The following is a 15,680-nucleotide window of genomic DNA, read 5'->3' as shown; positions in this document are numbered from 1 at the left end:
CCAGAGTTTGAAACTTTCTATACCAAGAACATTTTGCTCAACGAGGGTATCCGCGCTTGGATGGCTCCTCAAGATCAGCCTCACGAAAAATTTGTATTCCCCGAAGAAGTATTACCACGCGGTAATGCTCTCTAAGCATGATTTAAGAAACATTGCTTGCCATTGTGTTAAGAACCTCCGCCGAAACGCGGAGGTTTTTCTTGTTTATGGTTAATATCTCTAAATTTGTATGCTATAGTAACTCAAGGTGTAAGCCCAGAGATTTTATCTCTGCCTTTTTGAGACTAAGACCGTTTAGGCAACAAGGAGGTGATGCCCATGATAGAAAGTAGTAAAAGCATGGGTCATCAGGTTGCAGTTAGCCGGCTGTGTGCCGGGGCTGTTCTCTAAAAGTTAGCCTTAGTCTTTTCGAGACTAAGTTAGCTCCAAAAGCTAGGCTAAAGCACGGAGTTCCTTCCGGCAGTCTGGTTGCAACCTGAAGACCCGCTAGACCGCTCTGACTTAGATTATCTGATCTAAATCAGAGCGGATAGTTTTTATGGGTAACATTTAGTATATTTATGGTTACTGCTGAAAACTCAGAGGTTCACTACGTTAAATTCGTGTAAAAGCAAAATAATAAACAAACACTCTTGCTTTTCTTAATTCAGATTTTATATACGAAATGCAAGATAAATTAATATAAGTAAAAATACACGGGTATATAAATGTAGGAGATTTTGGCAATGGCACAACTACTAAGTGATGCAGAAATTCAAGCACAAGCTAGCAACCTATCTGGATGGACAGTAGAGGGTTCTAAGTTGCAGATTACTCGCAAATTTAAAGATTTTATTGCGGCAATCGAGTTTGTAAATAAGTTAGTGGAGCCTGCGGAGTCAGCCGGACATCATCCAGATATAGAAATTTCTTATAACAAAGTCAAAATTACATTGACAACCCATGATGCAGGTGGTTTGACACAAAAGGATTTTGATGTTGCGGGGACAATTTCCCAAATCAACTAATCATTTTTTAGTAGCGTATTTAGGCTATATAAATAAATACAGAATTTTCTGTACACAAAGGCTAGAGTATTGAATACTCCCTTTTGGCATATCTTTTACTATTAAGTGTGACAGTTGATGAGGCGATCGCTACTATCTTGCCATAAGCTTGAAATGCTCTATAATAATCAGCTATATGGGTACGTTTTTGCATAAGTGAATAGCATTAATTTTTAATATATTAAGTTAATTAGTTATTAGCTTTGCAAAAACTAAAATTGTAACAGTGGCAACTATGCCTCATCAGGAGATTTCAAAAAGATGTCGCATTTTTGAGAATAGGTGCAACAAAAACAATTATCTATACAAGGTGTGAGGAGAAAAGTAAAAATGTCTAATCTATTGTGGAAATCCCTCGTGGTTAGCCCTGCTGTTTTAGGCGCAACATTATTAGTGTCGTCAACAGCGATCGCAGCTACAAATGCAACCACAGAAGTATCAACATCTGAAACAGTAGTACCTACTGAATTAGCTCAACAGCCAGAAATTGTGGCTCAAGCAGCCCCAACAACTATTGACCAAGTTAACCGCTACAGCAACGAAGGTAGAGCAAATAATTCTCTATCCCAAGTCACATCGGTTTCTCAGTTTTCTGACGTACAACCAACCGACTGGGCATTCCAAGCATTACAATCTTTGGTTGAGCGCTATGGCTGTATTGCTGGTTATCCCAACGGCACTTATCGTGGGAACCGTGCTTTAACACGTTATGAATTTGCTGCTGGTTTAAACGCCTGTTTGGATCGCGTCAACGAATTGATTGCTACAGCAACAGCAGACCTAGTAACCAAAGAAGATTTAGCTACTTTACAACGATTACAAGAAGAATTTTCTGCTGAACTGGCAACCCTGCGTGGTCGTGTAGATGCACTAGAAGCACGCACTGCGGAATTGGAAGCTAACCAGTTCTCCACAACCACAAAACTAGTTGGTGAAGCTATTTTTGCTGTTACTGATGTTTTTGGCGACAATACTGGCGACGCTAACAATACTGTCTTCCAAAATAGAGTTCGTTTAGGCTTGCAAACCAGCTTCACCGGTAGAGACGTTTTAACTACCCGTCTAGCGGCTGGTAATGCAAATAGTTTTGATTTTAGAGACAACAATAACATCCCTGTTGACGCTGGTGGTCAAGGGCTACAAACTTTCCAAGTTGGTGCCGGAGGTAACAACAACGTTACAATTGACCGATTGACATACGAAGCACCTGTTGGACCAGTTCAAGTTTACTTGGCTGCTTCTGGCGGTAAGCATAACCAGTATGCAGCAGTCAACAACCCTTACTTCTCCGACAAGAGTGACGGCGGTAATGGTGCTTTATCAACATTTTCTGCGGAAAACCCCATCTATCGGATTGGTGGTGGTGCAGGTATTGCAATCAACCTACCATTTGGTCAAGGTGGCAGTATTCTCAGACCTAGTTCCTTAACAGTCGGTTATTTGGCTTCAGACGCTAATAATCCTGGTGCTAGTCAAGGGGTGTTCAACGGTGATTATGCTGCTCTAGGTCAGTTGAACTTCAGTGTAGGCGATCGCGTGGCGATCGCTGCTACTTACGTTCATGGATATCATGGCGCAAATAGCACCTCCCTATTTAACTCTGGAACAGACAATGTTATCGTAGGTACTTCACTAGCCAATAACCCTATAGTTAGTGCATCTTCCAGCAATTCCTACGGTTTGTCAGCAGCCTTCAGACCCAGCAACAACCTGTCATTTAGTGGCTTTGTATCTTACAGTGATGTTACAGGCTTTGGTATAGGTGATGATAGAGAAGTCTGGAGCTACGGTGTTGGTGTAGCATTACCTGACTTTGGTAGGAGAGGTAACGTACTGGGTATTTTCGCAGGCGCTCAACCTTATTCCCGTCAGCCTGGTGCTAGTGATATCCCCTACCAAGTTGAAGGTTTCTACAAGTACCGCGTTTCTGATAACATCTCCATCACTCCCGGTGTAATCTGGTTGACCAATCCTAACCAGAACGGCGATAATCCAGATGCGTTTATTGGTACCCTCAGAACTACATTTACCTTCTAAGGTGTCCAAAACTCCCTAATAATTTTCAAATAAGCAAAACCCCGCTATTGTGCGGGGTTTTTTGCTGTCATTAGGAATAATGCACAAACCCCACTGCTTAACCGGAGTATACTGGAAGAAGTTAGGGCTTAAAACTTAACTCTCTATTCATCTTATTCACCACTCACTCACTGATTGCTTGTGGAACTATCGTGTAAATCAGAATACGCAATTCTTGCCTTATTAGAAATGGCGACTCATTACGACAGTGGTGAACCCATGCAAATTAGGCAAATCGCCGCCCAACAAAGCATACCGGATCGCTATCTAGAACAACTACTAGCGACCTTGAGGCGTGGAGGTATATTGAAAAGTCAACGGGGATCAAGAGGAGGCTATTTTTTAGCCCGCGAACCTCGTAAAATAACCATTTTTGACATATTTGAATGTTTGGAAGGGTTAGAGGCGAGGCCTGGTGAGGATAATGTCAAGTCTCAAACCGTAGATGGTTCGGTTATAGAGGAAATTTGGCAGGAAGCACGTCAGGCGGCAAATTCAGTTTTGAAAAAATATACCCTTCAGGATCTTTGTGAAAAGAGAGATTCCCGAAGGCAATTAGATGTGATGTACTACATTTAGTCAATAATCCATAATCAATAATCCATAGTCTATAGTCCATAGTTTAAGGATGACGAAGTCAGTACTGCGTACTGCGGATAAGAGAGAATAACTAATGACCATTGACTAATAACTAAATAACTCAATAAGGACAAATTATGCGGGTTGCTCGTAACATTACAGAACTTGTTGGTCGTACACCTTTAGTACAGTTAAATCGCATTCCTCAAGCCGAAGGATGTGTGGCTCAGATTTTGGTGAAGATGGAAAGTATGAATCCATCGTCGTCTGTGAAAGACCGAATTGGGGTGAGCATGATTAATGCGGCGGAAGAGGAGGGCTTGATTTCTCCTGGTAAGACCGTATTAGTAGAACCCACATCAGGAAACACGGGTATTGCCCTAGCAATGGCAGCAGCAGCCAAGGGTTATAGGTTAATTTTAACGATGCCAGAAACTATGAGTGGTGAGCGTCGGGCAATGTTACGGGCTTATGGGGCTGAATTAGAACTCACGCCGGGAATGGAAGGAATGAGTGGAGCAATTCGCCGGGCGCAGGAGATTGTGAATAGTACACCCTATGCTTATATGTTGCAGCAGTTCCGTAATCCTGCCAATGTGAAGATACATCGGGAAACCACAGCAGAAGAAATCTGGGAAGATACCGATGGACAGGTAGATATAATTGTTGCAGGAGTGGGTACAGGTGGTACGATCACAGGTGTAGCGGAAGTACTGAAAGCTCGTAAACCAACTTTCCAGGCGATCGCCGTCGAGCCTGCCAATAGTCCAGTTTTATCAGGAGGCAAACCAGGCCCCCATAAAATTCAGGGCATTGGTGCTGGATTTGTCCCCCAAGTCCTAAAAGTACAATTAATTGATGAAGTGATTACAATCACTGATGAAGAAGCGATCGCTTATGGTCGGCGTTTAGCTAGAGAAGAAGGGCTACTATCTGGGATTTCTAGTGGAGCCGCTTTGTGTGCCGCGATTCGTGTTGCTCAACGTCCAGAAAATGCAGGACGATTAATTGTATTGATTCAGCCTAGTTTTGGAGAAAGATATCTCAGTACACCCTTGTTCCAAGACCTAGAAACAAAGGCAACAGCTAGTATTAGCTAACGATAAATTGGATGAATGGTCGATTATAAAAAAGATTTAAGTCACTACGACACTCTCAAAGTTAATCCCAACGCCAGCCAAGCGGAGATTAAGCAAGCTTACCGCCGCTTGGTAAAATTGTTTCACCCTGATAGTAATCAGAAAACAGCAGATAAAGAGCAGATTATCCAAATTAACGCAGCTTATGAAGTTTTAGGCGACAATCAACGTCGCCTCAATTATGACCAAGAACTACGGGATAAATACCAAAAATTAAAAGGCGATCGCCTACAACGTACTGCATCAGCACAAAAACATTACCAAACAAGACGTAAAAGTGGTAAGGATGCTGACGAGCAAGTAGAAGAATGGCTACGCTTAGTTTATCAACCAGTAAATCGCCTTCTTTGCACCATTCTCAGTTCGTTGGAAGAACAGATTGAGGAACTAGCGGCTGATCCCTTTGATGATGAACTCTTGGATGAATTTCAGGAATACTTAGTAGCTTGTAAGGAAGACTTCAAGCAAGCCCAAACTATTTTTCGTTCTCAACCAAATCCACCAAGTTTGGCTAGAGTAGCAGCTCATCTTTATTACAGCCTCAATCAAGTAGCAGATGGATTAGAAGAATTGGCTTATTTTCCCTTGAACTATGATGAGCGCTATTTACATACAGGTCAAGAACTCTTCCGCATCGCTACAAGATTACATGGTGAAGCACAAGCATCGGTAAGTAGTCATTAGTCATTAATCTATAGTTCACAATTCATACACTCATGACTAATGACCAAGAAATTAGTTTATGCTGGAATATAGAGAAAGATTAAGAAAATTTAAATTTTGCTCCCAGTGTACTCATGCAATGTATTGTAAATCGCCGCGCTCAGTTTTCGGCTAGCCACCGTTATTGGTTGCCAGAACTGAGTGAAGCCGAGAATATTGAGAAATTTGGCGCTTGCTCTCGATTTCCTGGGCATGGGCATAACTATGTCTTATTTATCTCCCTAGCTGGAGAACTAGATGAATATGGCATGGTGTTGAACTTGTCTGATGTGAAACAAGACATTAAGCGGGAAGTTACCAGCCAACTGGACTTTTCCTATCTCAACGATGTCTGGGCAGAATTTCAGCAGACTTTGCCTACGACGGAAAATATCGCACGGGTTATCTGGCAGCGACTAGCTCCTCACTTGCCTCTAGTCCGCGTACAGTTGTTTGAACATCCTGAACTTTGGGCAGATTATCTAGGAAACGGAATGGAAGCTTACCTGACTATTAGTACTCACTTTAGCGCCGCCCATCGGCTTGCTCATCCCCATCTCAGTCAAGAAGATAATACGGAAATTTATGGTAAATGTGCGCGTCCCCACGGACATGGACATAATTATCACCTAGAAGTAACAGTTAAAGGTGAGATTGATCCTCGCACCGGTATGATTGTCGATTTAGGTGCTTTGAATCAGGCTATTGAAGATTATGTTGTGGAAGCATTTGACCACACATTTTTAAACAAAGATATTCCTTACTTTGCCGAAGTTGTACCAACGGCTGAGAATATCGCTCTGTATATTAGTAATTTACTGCGATCGCCTATCCAAGAACTAGGAGCCAAGCTTTACAAAATTAAGCTGATTGAAAGTCCTAATAACTCCTGTGAAATCTACAGCACAGATTCAGAATCGAATACCGTCAATACAACAAAACCTGAACCAGTTTTAGCCCGGATATGATTTACTAACTATTCACGGGGTCTAAAAAACTTATCTAGGTAAGAATAAAAACTAAAATAGAGTAGCACAGTTGCGCTACTCTATTTTTTTGCTTCAATTGGTCTTAATTTTCTTTAAAACTCTTCATCATCAACGAAAAATTCTGCGTCCTCTTCCAACCTTGAACGCCCTCCTCCAGAACCAGCGATACCCCAGAGAGGCTGTAACACAGCCATAGCCATTAACCCAATACCAGAGCTAAAAGCCAGCACTAAACCAACTGGTATCTGAACAGATTGAAATATTAAGAATTTTAAAGATACTGGTGTCGCATTTTGGACGGAAATAATAGCGATCGCCACTACCCAAATAGCTATAACTAGAGACGTGAAAAAAGGAGCCAAAATTTTCATAAAAATAACCATAAATGCACACAGATGAACACATAAGTATTAGCGTTCATCTGTGGTTGAGATTCCTATCCTAACTTAGCGATCGCACCTTCCAACTCTTGCGCCAGTTTGGTTAGTTTCTCTGGAGATTTGGTTTCTAGGTAAACGCGTACCAATGGTTCAGTACCAGAGGGACGCAGTAACACCCAGCTACCTTCTTCTAGATACAGCTTAATTCCGTCTTTACGTCCGACTTCCTTAACTTTAATCCCGGCTACCTCTGAAGGAGGATTTTTTGTAAAGGAATTAATGACAGCATTTTTGTGATCTTCTGTCAAGTGTAAGTCAAGACGATTGTTGTACAGAGGGCCATCGGCTTCAGCGATCGCTTCTTTCACCAATTGACTGAGGGGCTTACCTTCATAGGCGATCGCCTCGGCAATGAGCATATCAGCTAAAATGCCATCTTTTTCTGGAATATGCCCAATAATACTTAAACCGCCTGATTCTTCACCCCCTATAAGTACGTCAGTTTCCCGCATTTTTTCCCCAATGTATTTAAAACCTACGGCTGTTTCATAAATTGTCAAACCGTATTTAGCGGCGAAATTATCTAATAGGTGAGTTGTCGCTACAGTGCGGACAATAGCGCCGCTTTTACCTCTATTTTTAATTAAATGACGTGCTAGGACTAACAGCACAGTGTTGGGTGTAAGGACGTTGCCCAATTCATCCACAATCCCGAAGCGATCGCTGTCGCCATCTGTAGCCAAACCCAAATCTGCATGATCTCGGCGGACTGCTTCGACTAATTCAACTAGCTGTTCTCCCTTTGGTTCAGGCATTCCACCACCAAACAGCACATCGCGCCAAGTGTGGAAACTTTCTAATTGCGCGCCACTTTGTAAGAGGACTTCATCTAAATAGCCACGGGATGTAGAATATAACGCATCATACTTGACTTTTAGTTGGGCGCTTTTAATTTTTTCTACATCTAGCAATGTGTAAATAAACTGGAGATAGTCTGGTTTGGGATCGAAAGTAGAAATTGAACCTGATGGCTTGCCACTAGGCAACTCATCCGATGCACTTTCGATATTTGCCACAATAGTATCAGTAATTTCTGGAGTGGCAGGGCCAGCATAATCAGGGATATATTTAATTCCACAATAGGGTGCTGGATTATGGCTAGCCGTAAACATTAATGCCCCAGCCGAATTCAGGTGACGGGCATTATAAGCAATTACTGGTGTGGGGCAATCCCGGTCAGTAACTTTGACATTCCAGCCCAAGTCAGCCAAGACTTGCGCTGCTGTCTGAGCGAACTGGTCAGCTAAAAACCGAGTATCGTAGGCAATTAGAACTGGTCTATCTTTTGTGTAGGCTGTTTCCAGGTAACGGGCGATCGCTCTTGTCACTTTCCGCACATTGGGAAAAGTGAAATCATCGGCAATAATGCCTCTCCATCCATCAGTACCAAATTTTATCTTGCTGGAATTGCTACTAGCGCTCATATTTGCCACTGTCTCCCATTTATTTGAACACTATAGGAAGCTTCCCGCAAAGCGTGCGTAGTCGCAAGCATCCTCCACCGTATTTTTTCTCACTGCTCTTGACCAATGTCAACCCCCGATCGACTTTTTGTTAGTTATCACCTCTGGTCTTTAGTTGCCCCAGCTATAGGGCAAGAACGATGGCATTGCCAGATGAGACGGGGGTTTATCAAGGCGCGTCAACACGAACCACAAGTCAAAGCACTACTAGGGAATGCTACCGCACCCCAGCGAATTGGCATCCTTGCCCAAAAAGGTGTTTATGAGTTTCATCATAATCGACATCTGTTAACGCGTTCCGATGGAGTAGAGCAAGTAGCACAATTGCTGAAATTAAGTAACTCGACAATGCAAGTGCAACAAAGAGTGCTACAAATTTTGAAGAAATATTACAATGCGCCTTTATTATTGGGTAAAAAAATTCTGCAATTGACTCGTGGAGATGAAGGTTTTCCCAAGCCGATTTTAATTGAGCAAAAAGATGATCGTTTCCGTTTATATGCAGCGATGGATTGCGTCTTCATTGAATCTGACGACCGCCATACTTTGCACATTTTAGATTTTAAAACTGGTAAATCTGCTTTTGATAAAAGGCAAGCATTAGTTTATTTATTAGCAGCTCACTATCTTTATCCAGGTAAGGAAGCAGTTGCTTCATTTTATAATTTAGAACTAAGTCAAGAATCAGAGTTAATTAGTCTGAAAAAAAATGAATTAGAAAATTTGAAGCTTGAGTTAATAAATATAGCCAAAAAACATTACGAAGACGTACAAAAATATCACGAAGCAGCTAGAAATTTTAGTGAAATATTCCCACCAAATCCAGGTTATCACTGCCGTTTTTGCCCATTTCAATCAATTTGCGATTTTTCTACTCAAGCATCTCAAATACAATCTATGCCAATTATCAAAACTAATAGCCAAATCAGAGGTAATAGATAATTAACTAATTACCTATTACCGTTGAGTGTTACATCTTACCGTGCTGCATCACTTCTTGTAGATGATGACGAATTTCTTGTGCTTGCTCAATTTCAGTCTGGCGCAATTTTTGCAGTAATTGTACACAAGGCTGAGAGTTTGCTGCTTGTGCATCTTGGATGTAAGTTTCGTAGGCTCTCACCGCTTCCGCTTTATTCTGTAACACGGTAAGAAAATCATACTCTAAATTGCTGATAGGTTCTTGAGAATGTCCGTTACCTGTAGTCATTAATTCATCCTCCGTTAAGTTTCTAATTAATTTCTACTTAACCTCACAGAGTCATTCATCCACCCAAAAGCGTAGAAAAAAGTACAAAGCTTGCTGAAGTAATTTCTAATTCCAAATAGTTAAATTAGAGAGCAATGCCTTAGTAATGCTTTTTCTAATAGAGTTTTATATTCTTTATCCTGAATGCGGTAAGCGCCAAATCTTTCTAAATGGGGATTCATCATTTGGGCGTCAAACATGACAAATTCCCTTTGGCGTAATTTTTCTACCAACTTGACCATTGCTACTTTAGAGCCGTCAGGAATACGGTAAAACATCGATTCGCCAATAAAAGCGCCGCCAATGACAATTCCTAAAATTCCCCCAGCTAGTTTGTCACCTTGCCACGTTTCAAAACTATAGGCGTAACCCGTCTGATACAGTAGCCAGTAAATTTCTTGTAATTCAGGCGAAATCCAAGTAGTTTCACGGTTAGCACAACCAGCGACAACAGCCTCAAAATCACGGTTAATCGCCACCATAAATCTTTCTTGATTCAAAACACGCTGCAAGGACTTAGGATAGCGAAATCGCTCATCTAATGGAATCAAAGTGCGATCGCGGCTTCCGTACCATCCCAGGCAATCACTGTCATCAGCCATGAGAAAATAGCCTTGAGCGTAGCCTTGAATAATAGAGGCGATATCATATTGCATAGATAAAACTAAAAATAAAAAATATCAGAGGAACGCACTCTGATGTTATTAGTCATACTTGGCGCTCCTCTGCACTCTCCATAATATTCCTCTGCGTTGAAAAACAGATGACACAACCGATACCACCCATCACCCTACCACCAGCCGCAAATCCTAACCTCGAAGGTCAATGGTTGCAAGAGTGTTTGCTGCGCTGGCTAGATACAGAATTTATTCCCGAAGCAGTCAATCAAAAGATTGCTCAACGTGCAGCACAAATTTTTGTCCGCCAAAGGATGGAAGGAGAAAATGACCTTGGTTCTCTGGTGATTGCCATTGTCACAGAGATGCAGGCATTTGATTTTTCCAAAAGCTTTTATGGAGAGTTTGCGATCGCCAACGCTGTCAGCGATCTACTCTTAGAAAGTCTAGGTATAGACCGTTGTTGTGGACAATAAATTACAGTCCATAGTCAATAGTCCATAGTCAATAGTCCATAGTAGAAAACTTTTGACCGTTGACCGTTGACTATTAACTACCAGCTAGACTTAACAACTCCGGGTAAAAGACCTTCGTGCGCCCATTCCCGTAGGACGTTCCGAGATAGCCCAAAGTCACGATAAACACCTCTAGGACGACCAGTTACCCAGCAACGGTTACGACGACGATTAGGCGCACTGTTACGGGGTAGTTGTTGGATTTGTCGGTGAATGTCTAACTTATCTAGAGGAGATTCTGTTGTTCTGAACTCTTCTAAGAGAGCTTCCCGCTTTTCAGAATACTTTTCTACCAACTTAGCGCGTTTTTTCTCGCGCTCAATCATGCTCTTCTTTGCCATAAATTAATTGAAGAATTTAAAGACAGCATTTTCCATTCTACATTTAGGAAAGGCTAATCGCCTCTATTTCTGCCCATCTATCCAACAATAATTGTTTTAGTGGCAGAGGGGCATAAATCTGCCAATTCGCAAGCCTCGCATACAGGTGAACGGGCTTTACAGACAGATCGACCATGATAAATGAGCCGAATTGACCAATTTTCCCAATCGGGTTGTGGCAATAATTTCATTAAATCTTGTTCAATGTGAATAGGATCTGGATACTTAGTTAAACCCAGACGTTGACTGAGGCGCTTCACATGAGTATCTACCGTCACCCCAGCATTGATGCCATAAGCATGAGCTAAAACCACATTTGCTGTCTTCCGTGCTACACCAGGCAGTTTTAACAATTGTTCCATTGTGTTGGGAACCACAGAGTTATAGTCACTGACAATCATGCGACAGGCCGCTTGAATATTCTTCGCCTTATTGCGATAAAATCCTGTAGAACGTACCAAGTTTTCTAAATCTGTTAAATCAGCACTAGCTAAACTAGGAGCATCAGGAAAGCGACTAAATAAACCTGGTGTGACTAGATTGACTCGCTCATCTGTACACTGAGCAGAGAGAATAGTCGCCACCAGCAATTGCAATGTTGTGGTGTAGTTTAAGGAGCAGGTGGCATCGGGATAAAGACGCTTCAGGCGAGAGAGAATTTCTAACGCCCGTTGCTTTTTAGAAATGGATTTGCGGGTAGTAGTACTCACTGGAACAATTTCTGCACCCACTCCAATTGGGTAGTTAACTGAGTAGTTTCTTTAACAATCAGAAAAATTCCCAATCCTAAGAGTAACACCAGACCAGTCTGCATTACACCTTCTTGAATCCGGTTAGGTAAGGGTTTTCCTCGCAAACCTTCAATGAGTAAAAACGCTAATTGTCCACCGTCCAAAGCCGGGAGTGGCAGAATATTGATGACTGCTAAGTTGATGCTAATTAAAGCTGCAAAAAAGAACAAACTACCTGTATCGTTTTGGGCAATGTTAGCGCCAATTTCGACAATTTTGATGGGGCCTGCAACTTGGCTTGCTGTTTCACCAAAGTTAGTAATTAGCTGTCCAAAGCCTTTAAATGTCATCACGACAATACGCTGAAATTCGCTAGCGCCAACACTAAAAGCTTTGGTAAGACTAACGGGAAGACGTTCTACTTTGCCATTAGGTGCAAGCCCAATACCAATACTACCTCCGGCAGGTTTAGCTTCAGGAATGACATTAACTGATAGCCTTTCGTCTCCACGGGCAACTTGGAGTTGAATAGATTTACCGGGGCTATTTTTAATAATGTCTCTTAAAGCCTCTATTTCTTGCAGTGAAGTCCCAAATTCTTTTTGATTAGCTGCGAGAATCACATCTCCTGGTTTAAGTCCAGCTGCGGTTGCAACAGCACTAACCTCTGGCGCTAGCTGTTGGATTAATACCCCTGACTGGCTGGCTTGTCCAATGCCAACAAAGCTCACCTGGGCTACCAATAGCATATAAGCAAAAATTAAATTGGCGATGACACCTGCACTGATAACGATCGCCCGATCTAAAATAGGACGGTTACGCAGCAAATTTGGGTCATTGGGGGGAATATCGCTATCGGGGTCATCATCGGGGAAGCCAACAAATCCACCCAGGGGAAAAGCCCGGATAGCATACTCAGTTTCCGTACCTTGGTACTTCCACAAAACAGGCCCAAATCCTAGAGAAAAGCGGTTCACATGAATACCTTGAGAACGCGCGGCGACAAAATGCCCCAACTCGTGTACCAAGATTAATACCGCCAAGACTGCGATCGCTGCTAAAACTGACATAAAGCAAATTAATCAAAATATTCCGATATATATTTTTATTGTAGTAGTTAGGGAACGGACGTAGAGACTCAAAGCATCCTACAGTATGAAACTATGCCTAAGTTAGACTGAGCGCCCACTACTTCATCAAATGAGTATCAAGTTCAGGATACTGAGAGAACAAACTATCAACACTGGCTAACTTTGCTTGATATTCCAATGTAGTAGCAATAATCAGGCGGTCAAACGAATCTTTGTGAATAGGAGATAAATCTACAGCACGGCAGACAATTTCGGGCGTTAGGGGAAATAATGTAATATCTGCTGGCTGCAAAGCTTCCTGAAACCATTGATTAGCGGCACAGGGTAACTGTAGCCTTCCTCGCTGCTGTGCCGGTGCAATTTCATAACAAGAAATTACCGAAATGCCTACTTGTTTAGCCGTTTCGATAGCTTCTCTCCACTGAGTTGGAAATCTTTGAAATTCTTGATTAATCAACCAGAACCAAATATGGGTATCTAGGACTATTACTTCAAACATTCCCAGTCTTCTTCGTCAACGATAGGACTGACAATATCGCCTAATGTTTTACCTTTACCTGCAATAGATTCAGGGGCAGTGCGGCGTTTCTTTGATGGTAAGGTTTCTTCTATAAAGGTAACAATGACACGGGCAGTATTAACTTGAGGCTGTTCTGATATCGACTTTACTTGACCATTTTCATAAATCGCTTCGTAACTTTTTAACATGGCAATCAGGGTTTGATTAACCTTTGCGCTTTCTTAAATTATAGTTTGGGCGATCGCCACCTCTAAATCAAGCATTACACTTCTGTAATCCATATTGAATTGTAACAATATTCTGCCAAATCACTTGTTCTAGCTTTAATTTCCTCTTCTCCCCATGTTTCAGGGTTACTGGTTGCAAATTCTTGCGTTAATATAAAGTTTGATTTGTTGTATGTTTCTATTTTATCTACCAGTTTTTTAGTACCAGCTTCTCCATTTAATTTTGCTCCCAGTGGCAGTAAATTACCGATCATACCTATATAATCTTCTGTCCCTGATGACTGAGATAGTATGTGTTCTAAAGTTATGCTATCAGGCTTAAACTCATTGGTTGTTTGTTTGACAGATTCAAGATGACTAAAAATATACTGTATGAGTTTTTTATCTTTGGTATAGCTCTTAAGGTATTTTAGTTTAGAAAAATCATCTTTAAATTTATCCTTCTCAGGCAGCCGAGTCAACAATTGTTGTTTCAACTCATCTATAACTTTTCTAGCTGAGTTTTTATCTTTTGCATCAAATAATTGTCTAGTAGCTTTAGAATAACTTTGTTCAATTCCTGAAGGTCTCATAGAACATACAGCGTTGAAACAAAAATGAAATTTTTCAATAAAACAAATAATTTTTTTTACATCTGTTAGTGTTAAAAAATTTTGCTGTCGTACTTTGAATAGGTTTAATAAAAAAGGTTTATGCTGACTAACGTTGAAAGTTTTCAATGCCAACAATGATCTATATAATTCTTTTTCTTCTTGTTGTGGAAAATCTTCTACGACAGGAGAAGATATTTTTACGTATAGTTCAGCATCATTCACTAACTCATCTAAAAAAAATTCAGGGTTTATTCCACCAACATTCCATTGTTTCTTGAAATGTTTGTAAACATTATCTGCACTTGTATAGTTATATCTAGCTATCCACCAATGCCTGACAAATGTTTCCAGAGTACCTACACCATCTCTTGAAGCTATTGTTTTTCGTAATTTTTTCCATTTAGTCTTTGCATAATCATCAGGATGTCTTGTAGTAAAACTTTTAAATACTTTATTTTTTATTAAGTCAACGAAACTTAAATCCATGCCTCGTGCATTCAAAGTTTCAAATATTGTGTAAGCTTGGTCTTCTTCACTAACAGTGATGAAAATTACTTTCAAATACTTCACGACTTGATCTCTGATTGCTTTTAAAAGATTTTCATATAAATCATTTTCTATTGTAATCTGCCCAAACTTTTGTTTAAGTAATTCTTTAGAAGTGTAGGAATAAAACTCGTTATATGAATTTAATAAATTTTTCTCTTCTTCAGAAGAAGCAGATTCTTGCTTTTTATCAATATGCTGAATCGATATTTGAAAAAAAGGCTTGGGAGTTTCATTCTCTAATTTAAAGTAGTCTTTTCCTTCATCATCTTTACCGGCAATATAGTTCTCATATATAGATTCAGCCAAATTTCTTTTTTCAATTTCTATGAATCTTTGACATAGCGCAGAAAGTAATATGGTTATCGTTGTAAGTCTCTGTTGTCCGTCAACAATTTGCATTGATAGAGATTTGTCATCTCCTACAAGAACTAGTGATCCAATAAAATACTCTTCATGATTAAATTGTCCATCATTACTGATATTAATATTTGCTACAATATCGTCCCATAATTCCGAAACCTTCTCTTTTGTCCATGAATATTCTCTTTGGAATCTAGGAACAACATACTTCTTTTTTACAGAAAAAAGATCGGAAATTGTTCTGGTATATGCGTGTAGCTCCATATTCTTTAGATAAAATTCGATAATATATTGTAACCTTTGTTACCCATAACCAGTAAAAATTCGTTTTTATAAGTAAGTTTTGTAAGGTGCATTACATTTTATTAACGCACCTTATTAAGCTGTCCAGTTTTAGGATGCTTAAAGTATTAA

The 15,680-nt window shown here is 40.6% G+C and carries 19 protein-coding genes and 1 pseudogene; 9 read left to right on the top strand and 11 right to left on the bottom strand.

The genetic code is table 11. The features are described 5' to 3' along the window. Positions 1-135 (top strand): annotated as a pseudogene (locus H6G18_RS13115) (photosystem II D2 protein (photosystem q(a) protein)); the annotation flags it as partial. Between the two features lie 590 nt (positions 136-725). Further along, positions 726-1,007, top strand: a complete 282-nt coding sequence (locus H6G18_RS13110) for a 4a-hydroxytetrahydrobiopterin dehydratase (protein WP_190407542.1) — start codon at positions 726-728, stop codon at positions 1,005-1,007. 61 nt (positions 1,008-1,068) lie between these two features. Here the strand turns inward: H6G18_RS13110 and H6G18_RS25035 are convergent, their stop codons facing one another. After that, positions 1,069-1,200, bottom strand: a complete 132-nt coding sequence (locus H6G18_RS25035; protein ID WP_277875587.1) for a hypothetical protein — start codon at positions 1,198-1,200, stop codon at positions 1,069-1,071. A gap of 176 nt (positions 1,201-1,376) precedes the next feature. Between H6G18_RS25035 and H6G18_RS13105 the strand changes: the two genes are divergently transcribed. The 5 genes from H6G18_RS13105 to H6G18_RS13085 all read left to right on the top strand — a co-directional run bounded on the left by H6G18_RS13105 (position 1,377) and on the right by H6G18_RS13085 (position 6,510). Next, a complete protein-coding gene (locus H6G18_RS13105; protein WP_190407541.1) occupies positions 1,377-3,083 on the top strand; it encodes an iron uptake porin in 1,707 nt (568 codons plus the stop codon). Between the two features lie 180 nt (positions 3,084-3,263). After that, complete coding sequence (locus H6G18_RS13100; protein WP_190407540.1) at positions 3,264-3,701, top strand: RrF2 family transcriptional regulator; 438 nt, start codon at positions 3,264-3,266, stop codon at positions 3,699-3,701. A 137-nt stretch (positions 3,702-3,838) separates the two neighbouring features. Next, positions 3,839-4,801 carry a cysteine synthase A gene (gene cysK, locus H6G18_RS13095; RefSeq protein WP_190407539.1) on the top strand — a complete coding sequence of 321 codons (963 nt, stop codon included), beginning with the start codon at positions 3,839-3,841 and terminating at the stop codon, positions 4,799-4,801. 15 nt (positions 4,802-4,816) lie between these two features. Next, positions 4,817-5,524 carry a J domain-containing protein gene (locus H6G18_RS13090; RefSeq protein ID WP_190407538.1) on the top strand — a complete coding sequence of 236 codons (708 nt, stop codon included), beginning with the start codon at positions 4,817-4,819 and terminating at the stop codon, positions 5,522-5,524. A 113-nt stretch (positions 5,525-5,637) separates the two neighbouring features. Beyond that, positions 5,638-6,510, top strand: coding sequence for a 6-carboxytetrahydropterin synthase (locus tag H6G18_RS13085; RefSeq protein WP_190407537.1), 873 nt, complete (start codon positions 5,638-5,640; stop codon positions 6,508-6,510). 113 nt (positions 6,511-6,623) lie between these two features. Here the strand turns inward: H6G18_RS13085 and H6G18_RS13080 are convergent, their stop codons facing one another. Together H6G18_RS13080 and H6G18_RS13075 are read right to left on the bottom strand one after the other, a co-directional pair. Further along, complete coding sequence (locus H6G18_RS13080; protein WP_190407536.1) at positions 6,624-6,902, bottom strand: LapA family protein; 279 nt, start codon at positions 6,900-6,902, stop codon at positions 6,624-6,626. A gap of 65 nt (positions 6,903-6,967) precedes the next feature. Continuing rightward, positions 6,968-8,395: a phosphoglucomutase/phosphomannomutase family protein gene (locus tag H6G18_RS13075; RefSeq protein ID WP_190407535.1), complete on the bottom strand. Its 1,428-nt coding sequence runs from the start codon at positions 8,393-8,395 to the stop codon at positions 6,968-6,970. A 105-nt stretch (positions 8,396-8,500) separates the two neighbouring features. Here H6G18_RS13075 and H6G18_RS13070 point away from each other — a divergent pair, with 105 nt between their 5' ends. After that, positions 8,501-9,376, top strand: a complete 876-nt coding sequence (locus H6G18_RS13070) for a PD-(D/E)XK nuclease family protein (protein WP_190407534.1) — start codon at positions 8,501-8,503, stop codon at positions 9,374-9,376. A 28-nt stretch (positions 9,377-9,404) separates the two neighbouring features. On the opposite strand, the gene H6G18_RS13065 is transcribed toward H6G18_RS13070, so the two are convergent. Continuing rightward, positions 9,405-9,644, bottom strand: coding sequence for a hypothetical protein (locus H6G18_RS13065; protein ID WP_190407533.1), 240 nt, complete (start codon positions 9,642-9,644; stop codon positions 9,405-9,407). 119 nt (positions 9,645-9,763) lie between these two features. Beyond that, positions 9,764-10,339, bottom strand: a complete 576-nt coding sequence (gene aat / locus H6G18_RS13060; RefSeq protein ID WP_190407532.1) for a leucyl/phenylalanyl-tRNA--protein transferase — start codon at positions 10,337-10,339, stop codon at positions 9,764-9,766. Between the two features lie 107 nt (positions 10,340-10,446). Here aat and H6G18_RS13055 point away from each other — a divergent pair, with 107 nt between their 5' ends. Beyond that, positions 10,447-10,776: a hypothetical protein gene (locus H6G18_RS13055; RefSeq protein ID WP_190407531.1), complete on the top strand. Its 330-nt coding sequence runs from the start codon at positions 10,447-10,449 to the stop codon at positions 10,774-10,776. 77 nt (positions 10,777-10,853) lie between these two features. On the opposite strand, the gene rpsN is transcribed toward H6G18_RS13055, so the two are convergent. From rpsN to H6G18_RS13025, 6 genes are all read right to left on the bottom strand, one after another. Then, on the bottom strand, positions 10,854-11,156 hold the full coding sequence (rpsN, locus tag H6G18_RS13050) for a 30S ribosomal protein S14 (RefSeq protein ID WP_190407530.1): 303 nt from the start codon (positions 11,154-11,156) through the stop codon (positions 10,854-10,856). Positions 11,157-11,233: 77 nt separating this feature from the next. Then, the gene (gene nth, locus H6G18_RS13045; RefSeq protein ID WP_313954434.1) at positions 11,234-11,905 is read right to left on the bottom strand and encodes an endonuclease III; all 672 of its coding nucleotides are present in this window, start codon (positions 11,903-11,905) and stop codon (positions 11,234-11,236) included. Continuing rightward, the gene (gene rseP / locus H6G18_RS13040) at positions 11,902-12,996 is read right to left on the bottom strand and encodes an RIP metalloprotease RseP (RefSeq protein ID WP_190407528.1); all 1,095 of its coding nucleotides are present in this window, start codon (positions 12,994-12,996) and stop codon (positions 11,902-11,904) included. Before rseP ends, nth begins: the two co-directional genes overlap by 4 nt. Positions 12,997-13,114: 118 nt before the next feature. Further along, positions 13,115-13,516: a type II toxin-antitoxin system VapC family toxin gene (locus H6G18_RS13035; RefSeq protein WP_190407527.1), complete on the bottom strand. Its 402-nt coding sequence runs from the start codon at positions 13,514-13,516 to the stop codon at positions 13,115-13,117. Next, positions 13,504-13,725, bottom strand: a complete 222-nt coding sequence (locus tag H6G18_RS13030) for a hypothetical protein (protein WP_190407526.1) — start codon at positions 13,723-13,725, stop codon at positions 13,504-13,506. The genes H6G18_RS13035 and H6G18_RS13030 overlap by 13 nt, the downstream gene beginning before the upstream one ends. Positions 13,726-13,799: 74 nt before the next feature. Then, complete coding sequence (locus tag H6G18_RS13025) at positions 13,800-15,530, bottom strand: DUF262 domain-containing protein (protein WP_190407525.1); 1,731 nt, start codon at positions 15,528-15,530, stop codon at positions 13,800-13,802. Between the last annotated feature and the right edge of the window lie 150 nt (positions 15,531-15,680).

Source organism: Anabaena subtropica FACHB-260, from assembly GCF_014697105.1.
Classification (GTDB): domain Bacteria; phylum Cyanobacteriota; class Cyanobacteriia; order Cyanobacteriales; family Nostocaceae; genus Trichormus; species Trichormus subtropicus.
The sequence above is the reverse complement of the archived record's forward strand: the minus strand, read 5'-3'. Positions and strand labels throughout refer to the sequence as shown.

Coding starts and splice junctions, on each gene's coding strand:
- rseP (WP_190407528.1), bottom strand. CDS start 12,996: ATGTCAGTTTTAGCAGCGATCGCAGTCTTGGCGGTATTAATCTTGGTA.
- rpsN (WP_190407530.1), bottom strand. CDS start 11,156: ATGGCAAAGAAGAGCATGATTGAGCGCGAGAAAAAACGCGCTAAGTTG.
- H6G18_RS13025 (WP_190407525.1), bottom strand. CDS start 15,530: ATGGAGCTACACGCATATACCAGAACAATTTCCGATCTTTTTTCTGTA.
- H6G18_RS25035 (WP_277875587.1), bottom strand. CDS start 1,200: ATGCAAAAACGTACCCATATAGCTGATTATTATAGAGCATTTCAAGCT.
- cysK (WP_190407539.1), top strand. CDS start 3,839: ATGCGGGTTGCTCGTAACATTACAGAACTTGTTGGTCGTACACCTTTA.
- H6G18_RS13105 (WP_190407541.1), top strand. CDS start 1,377: ATGTCTAATCTATTGTGGAAATCCCTCGTGGTTAGCCCTGCTGTTTTA.
- H6G18_RS13110 (WP_190407542.1), top strand. CDS start 726: ATGGCACAACTACTAAGTGATGCAGAAATTCAAGCACAAGCTAGCAAC.
- H6G18_RS13035 (WP_190407527.1), bottom strand. CDS start 13,516: ATGTTTGAAGTAATAGTCCTAGATACCCATATTTGGTTCTGGTTGATT.
- H6G18_RS13070 (WP_190407534.1), top strand. CDS start 8,501: ATGTCAACCCCCGATCGACTTTTTGTTAGTTATCACCTCTGGTCTTTA.
- H6G18_RS13055 (WP_190407531.1), top strand. CDS start 10,447: ATGACACAACCGATACCACCCATCACCCTACCACCAGCCGCAAATCCT.
- H6G18_RS13080 (WP_190407536.1), bottom strand. CDS start 6,902: ATGAAAATTTTGGCTCCTTTTTTCACGTCTCTAGTTATAGCTATTTGG.
- H6G18_RS13065 (WP_190407533.1), bottom strand. CDS start 9,644: ATGACTACAGGTAACGGACATTCTCAAGAACCTATCAGCAATTTAGAG.
- H6G18_RS13075 (WP_190407535.1), bottom strand. CDS start 8,395: ATGAGCGCTAGTAGCAATTCCAGCAAGATAAAATTTGGTACTGATGGA.
- H6G18_RS13030 (WP_190407526.1), bottom strand. CDS start 13,725: ATGTTAAAAAGTTACGAAGCGATTTATGAAAATGGTCAAGTAAAGTCG.
- H6G18_RS13090 (WP_190407538.1), top strand. CDS start 4,817: ATGGTCGATTATAAAAAAGATTTAAGTCACTACGACACTCTCAAAGTT.
- aat (WP_190407532.1), bottom strand. CDS start 10,339: ATGCAATATGATATCGCCTCTATTATTCAAGGCTACGCTCAAGGCTAT.
- H6G18_RS13085 (WP_190407537.1), top strand. CDS start 5,638: ATGCAATGTATTGTAAATCGCCGCGCTCAGTTTTCGGCTAGCCACCGT.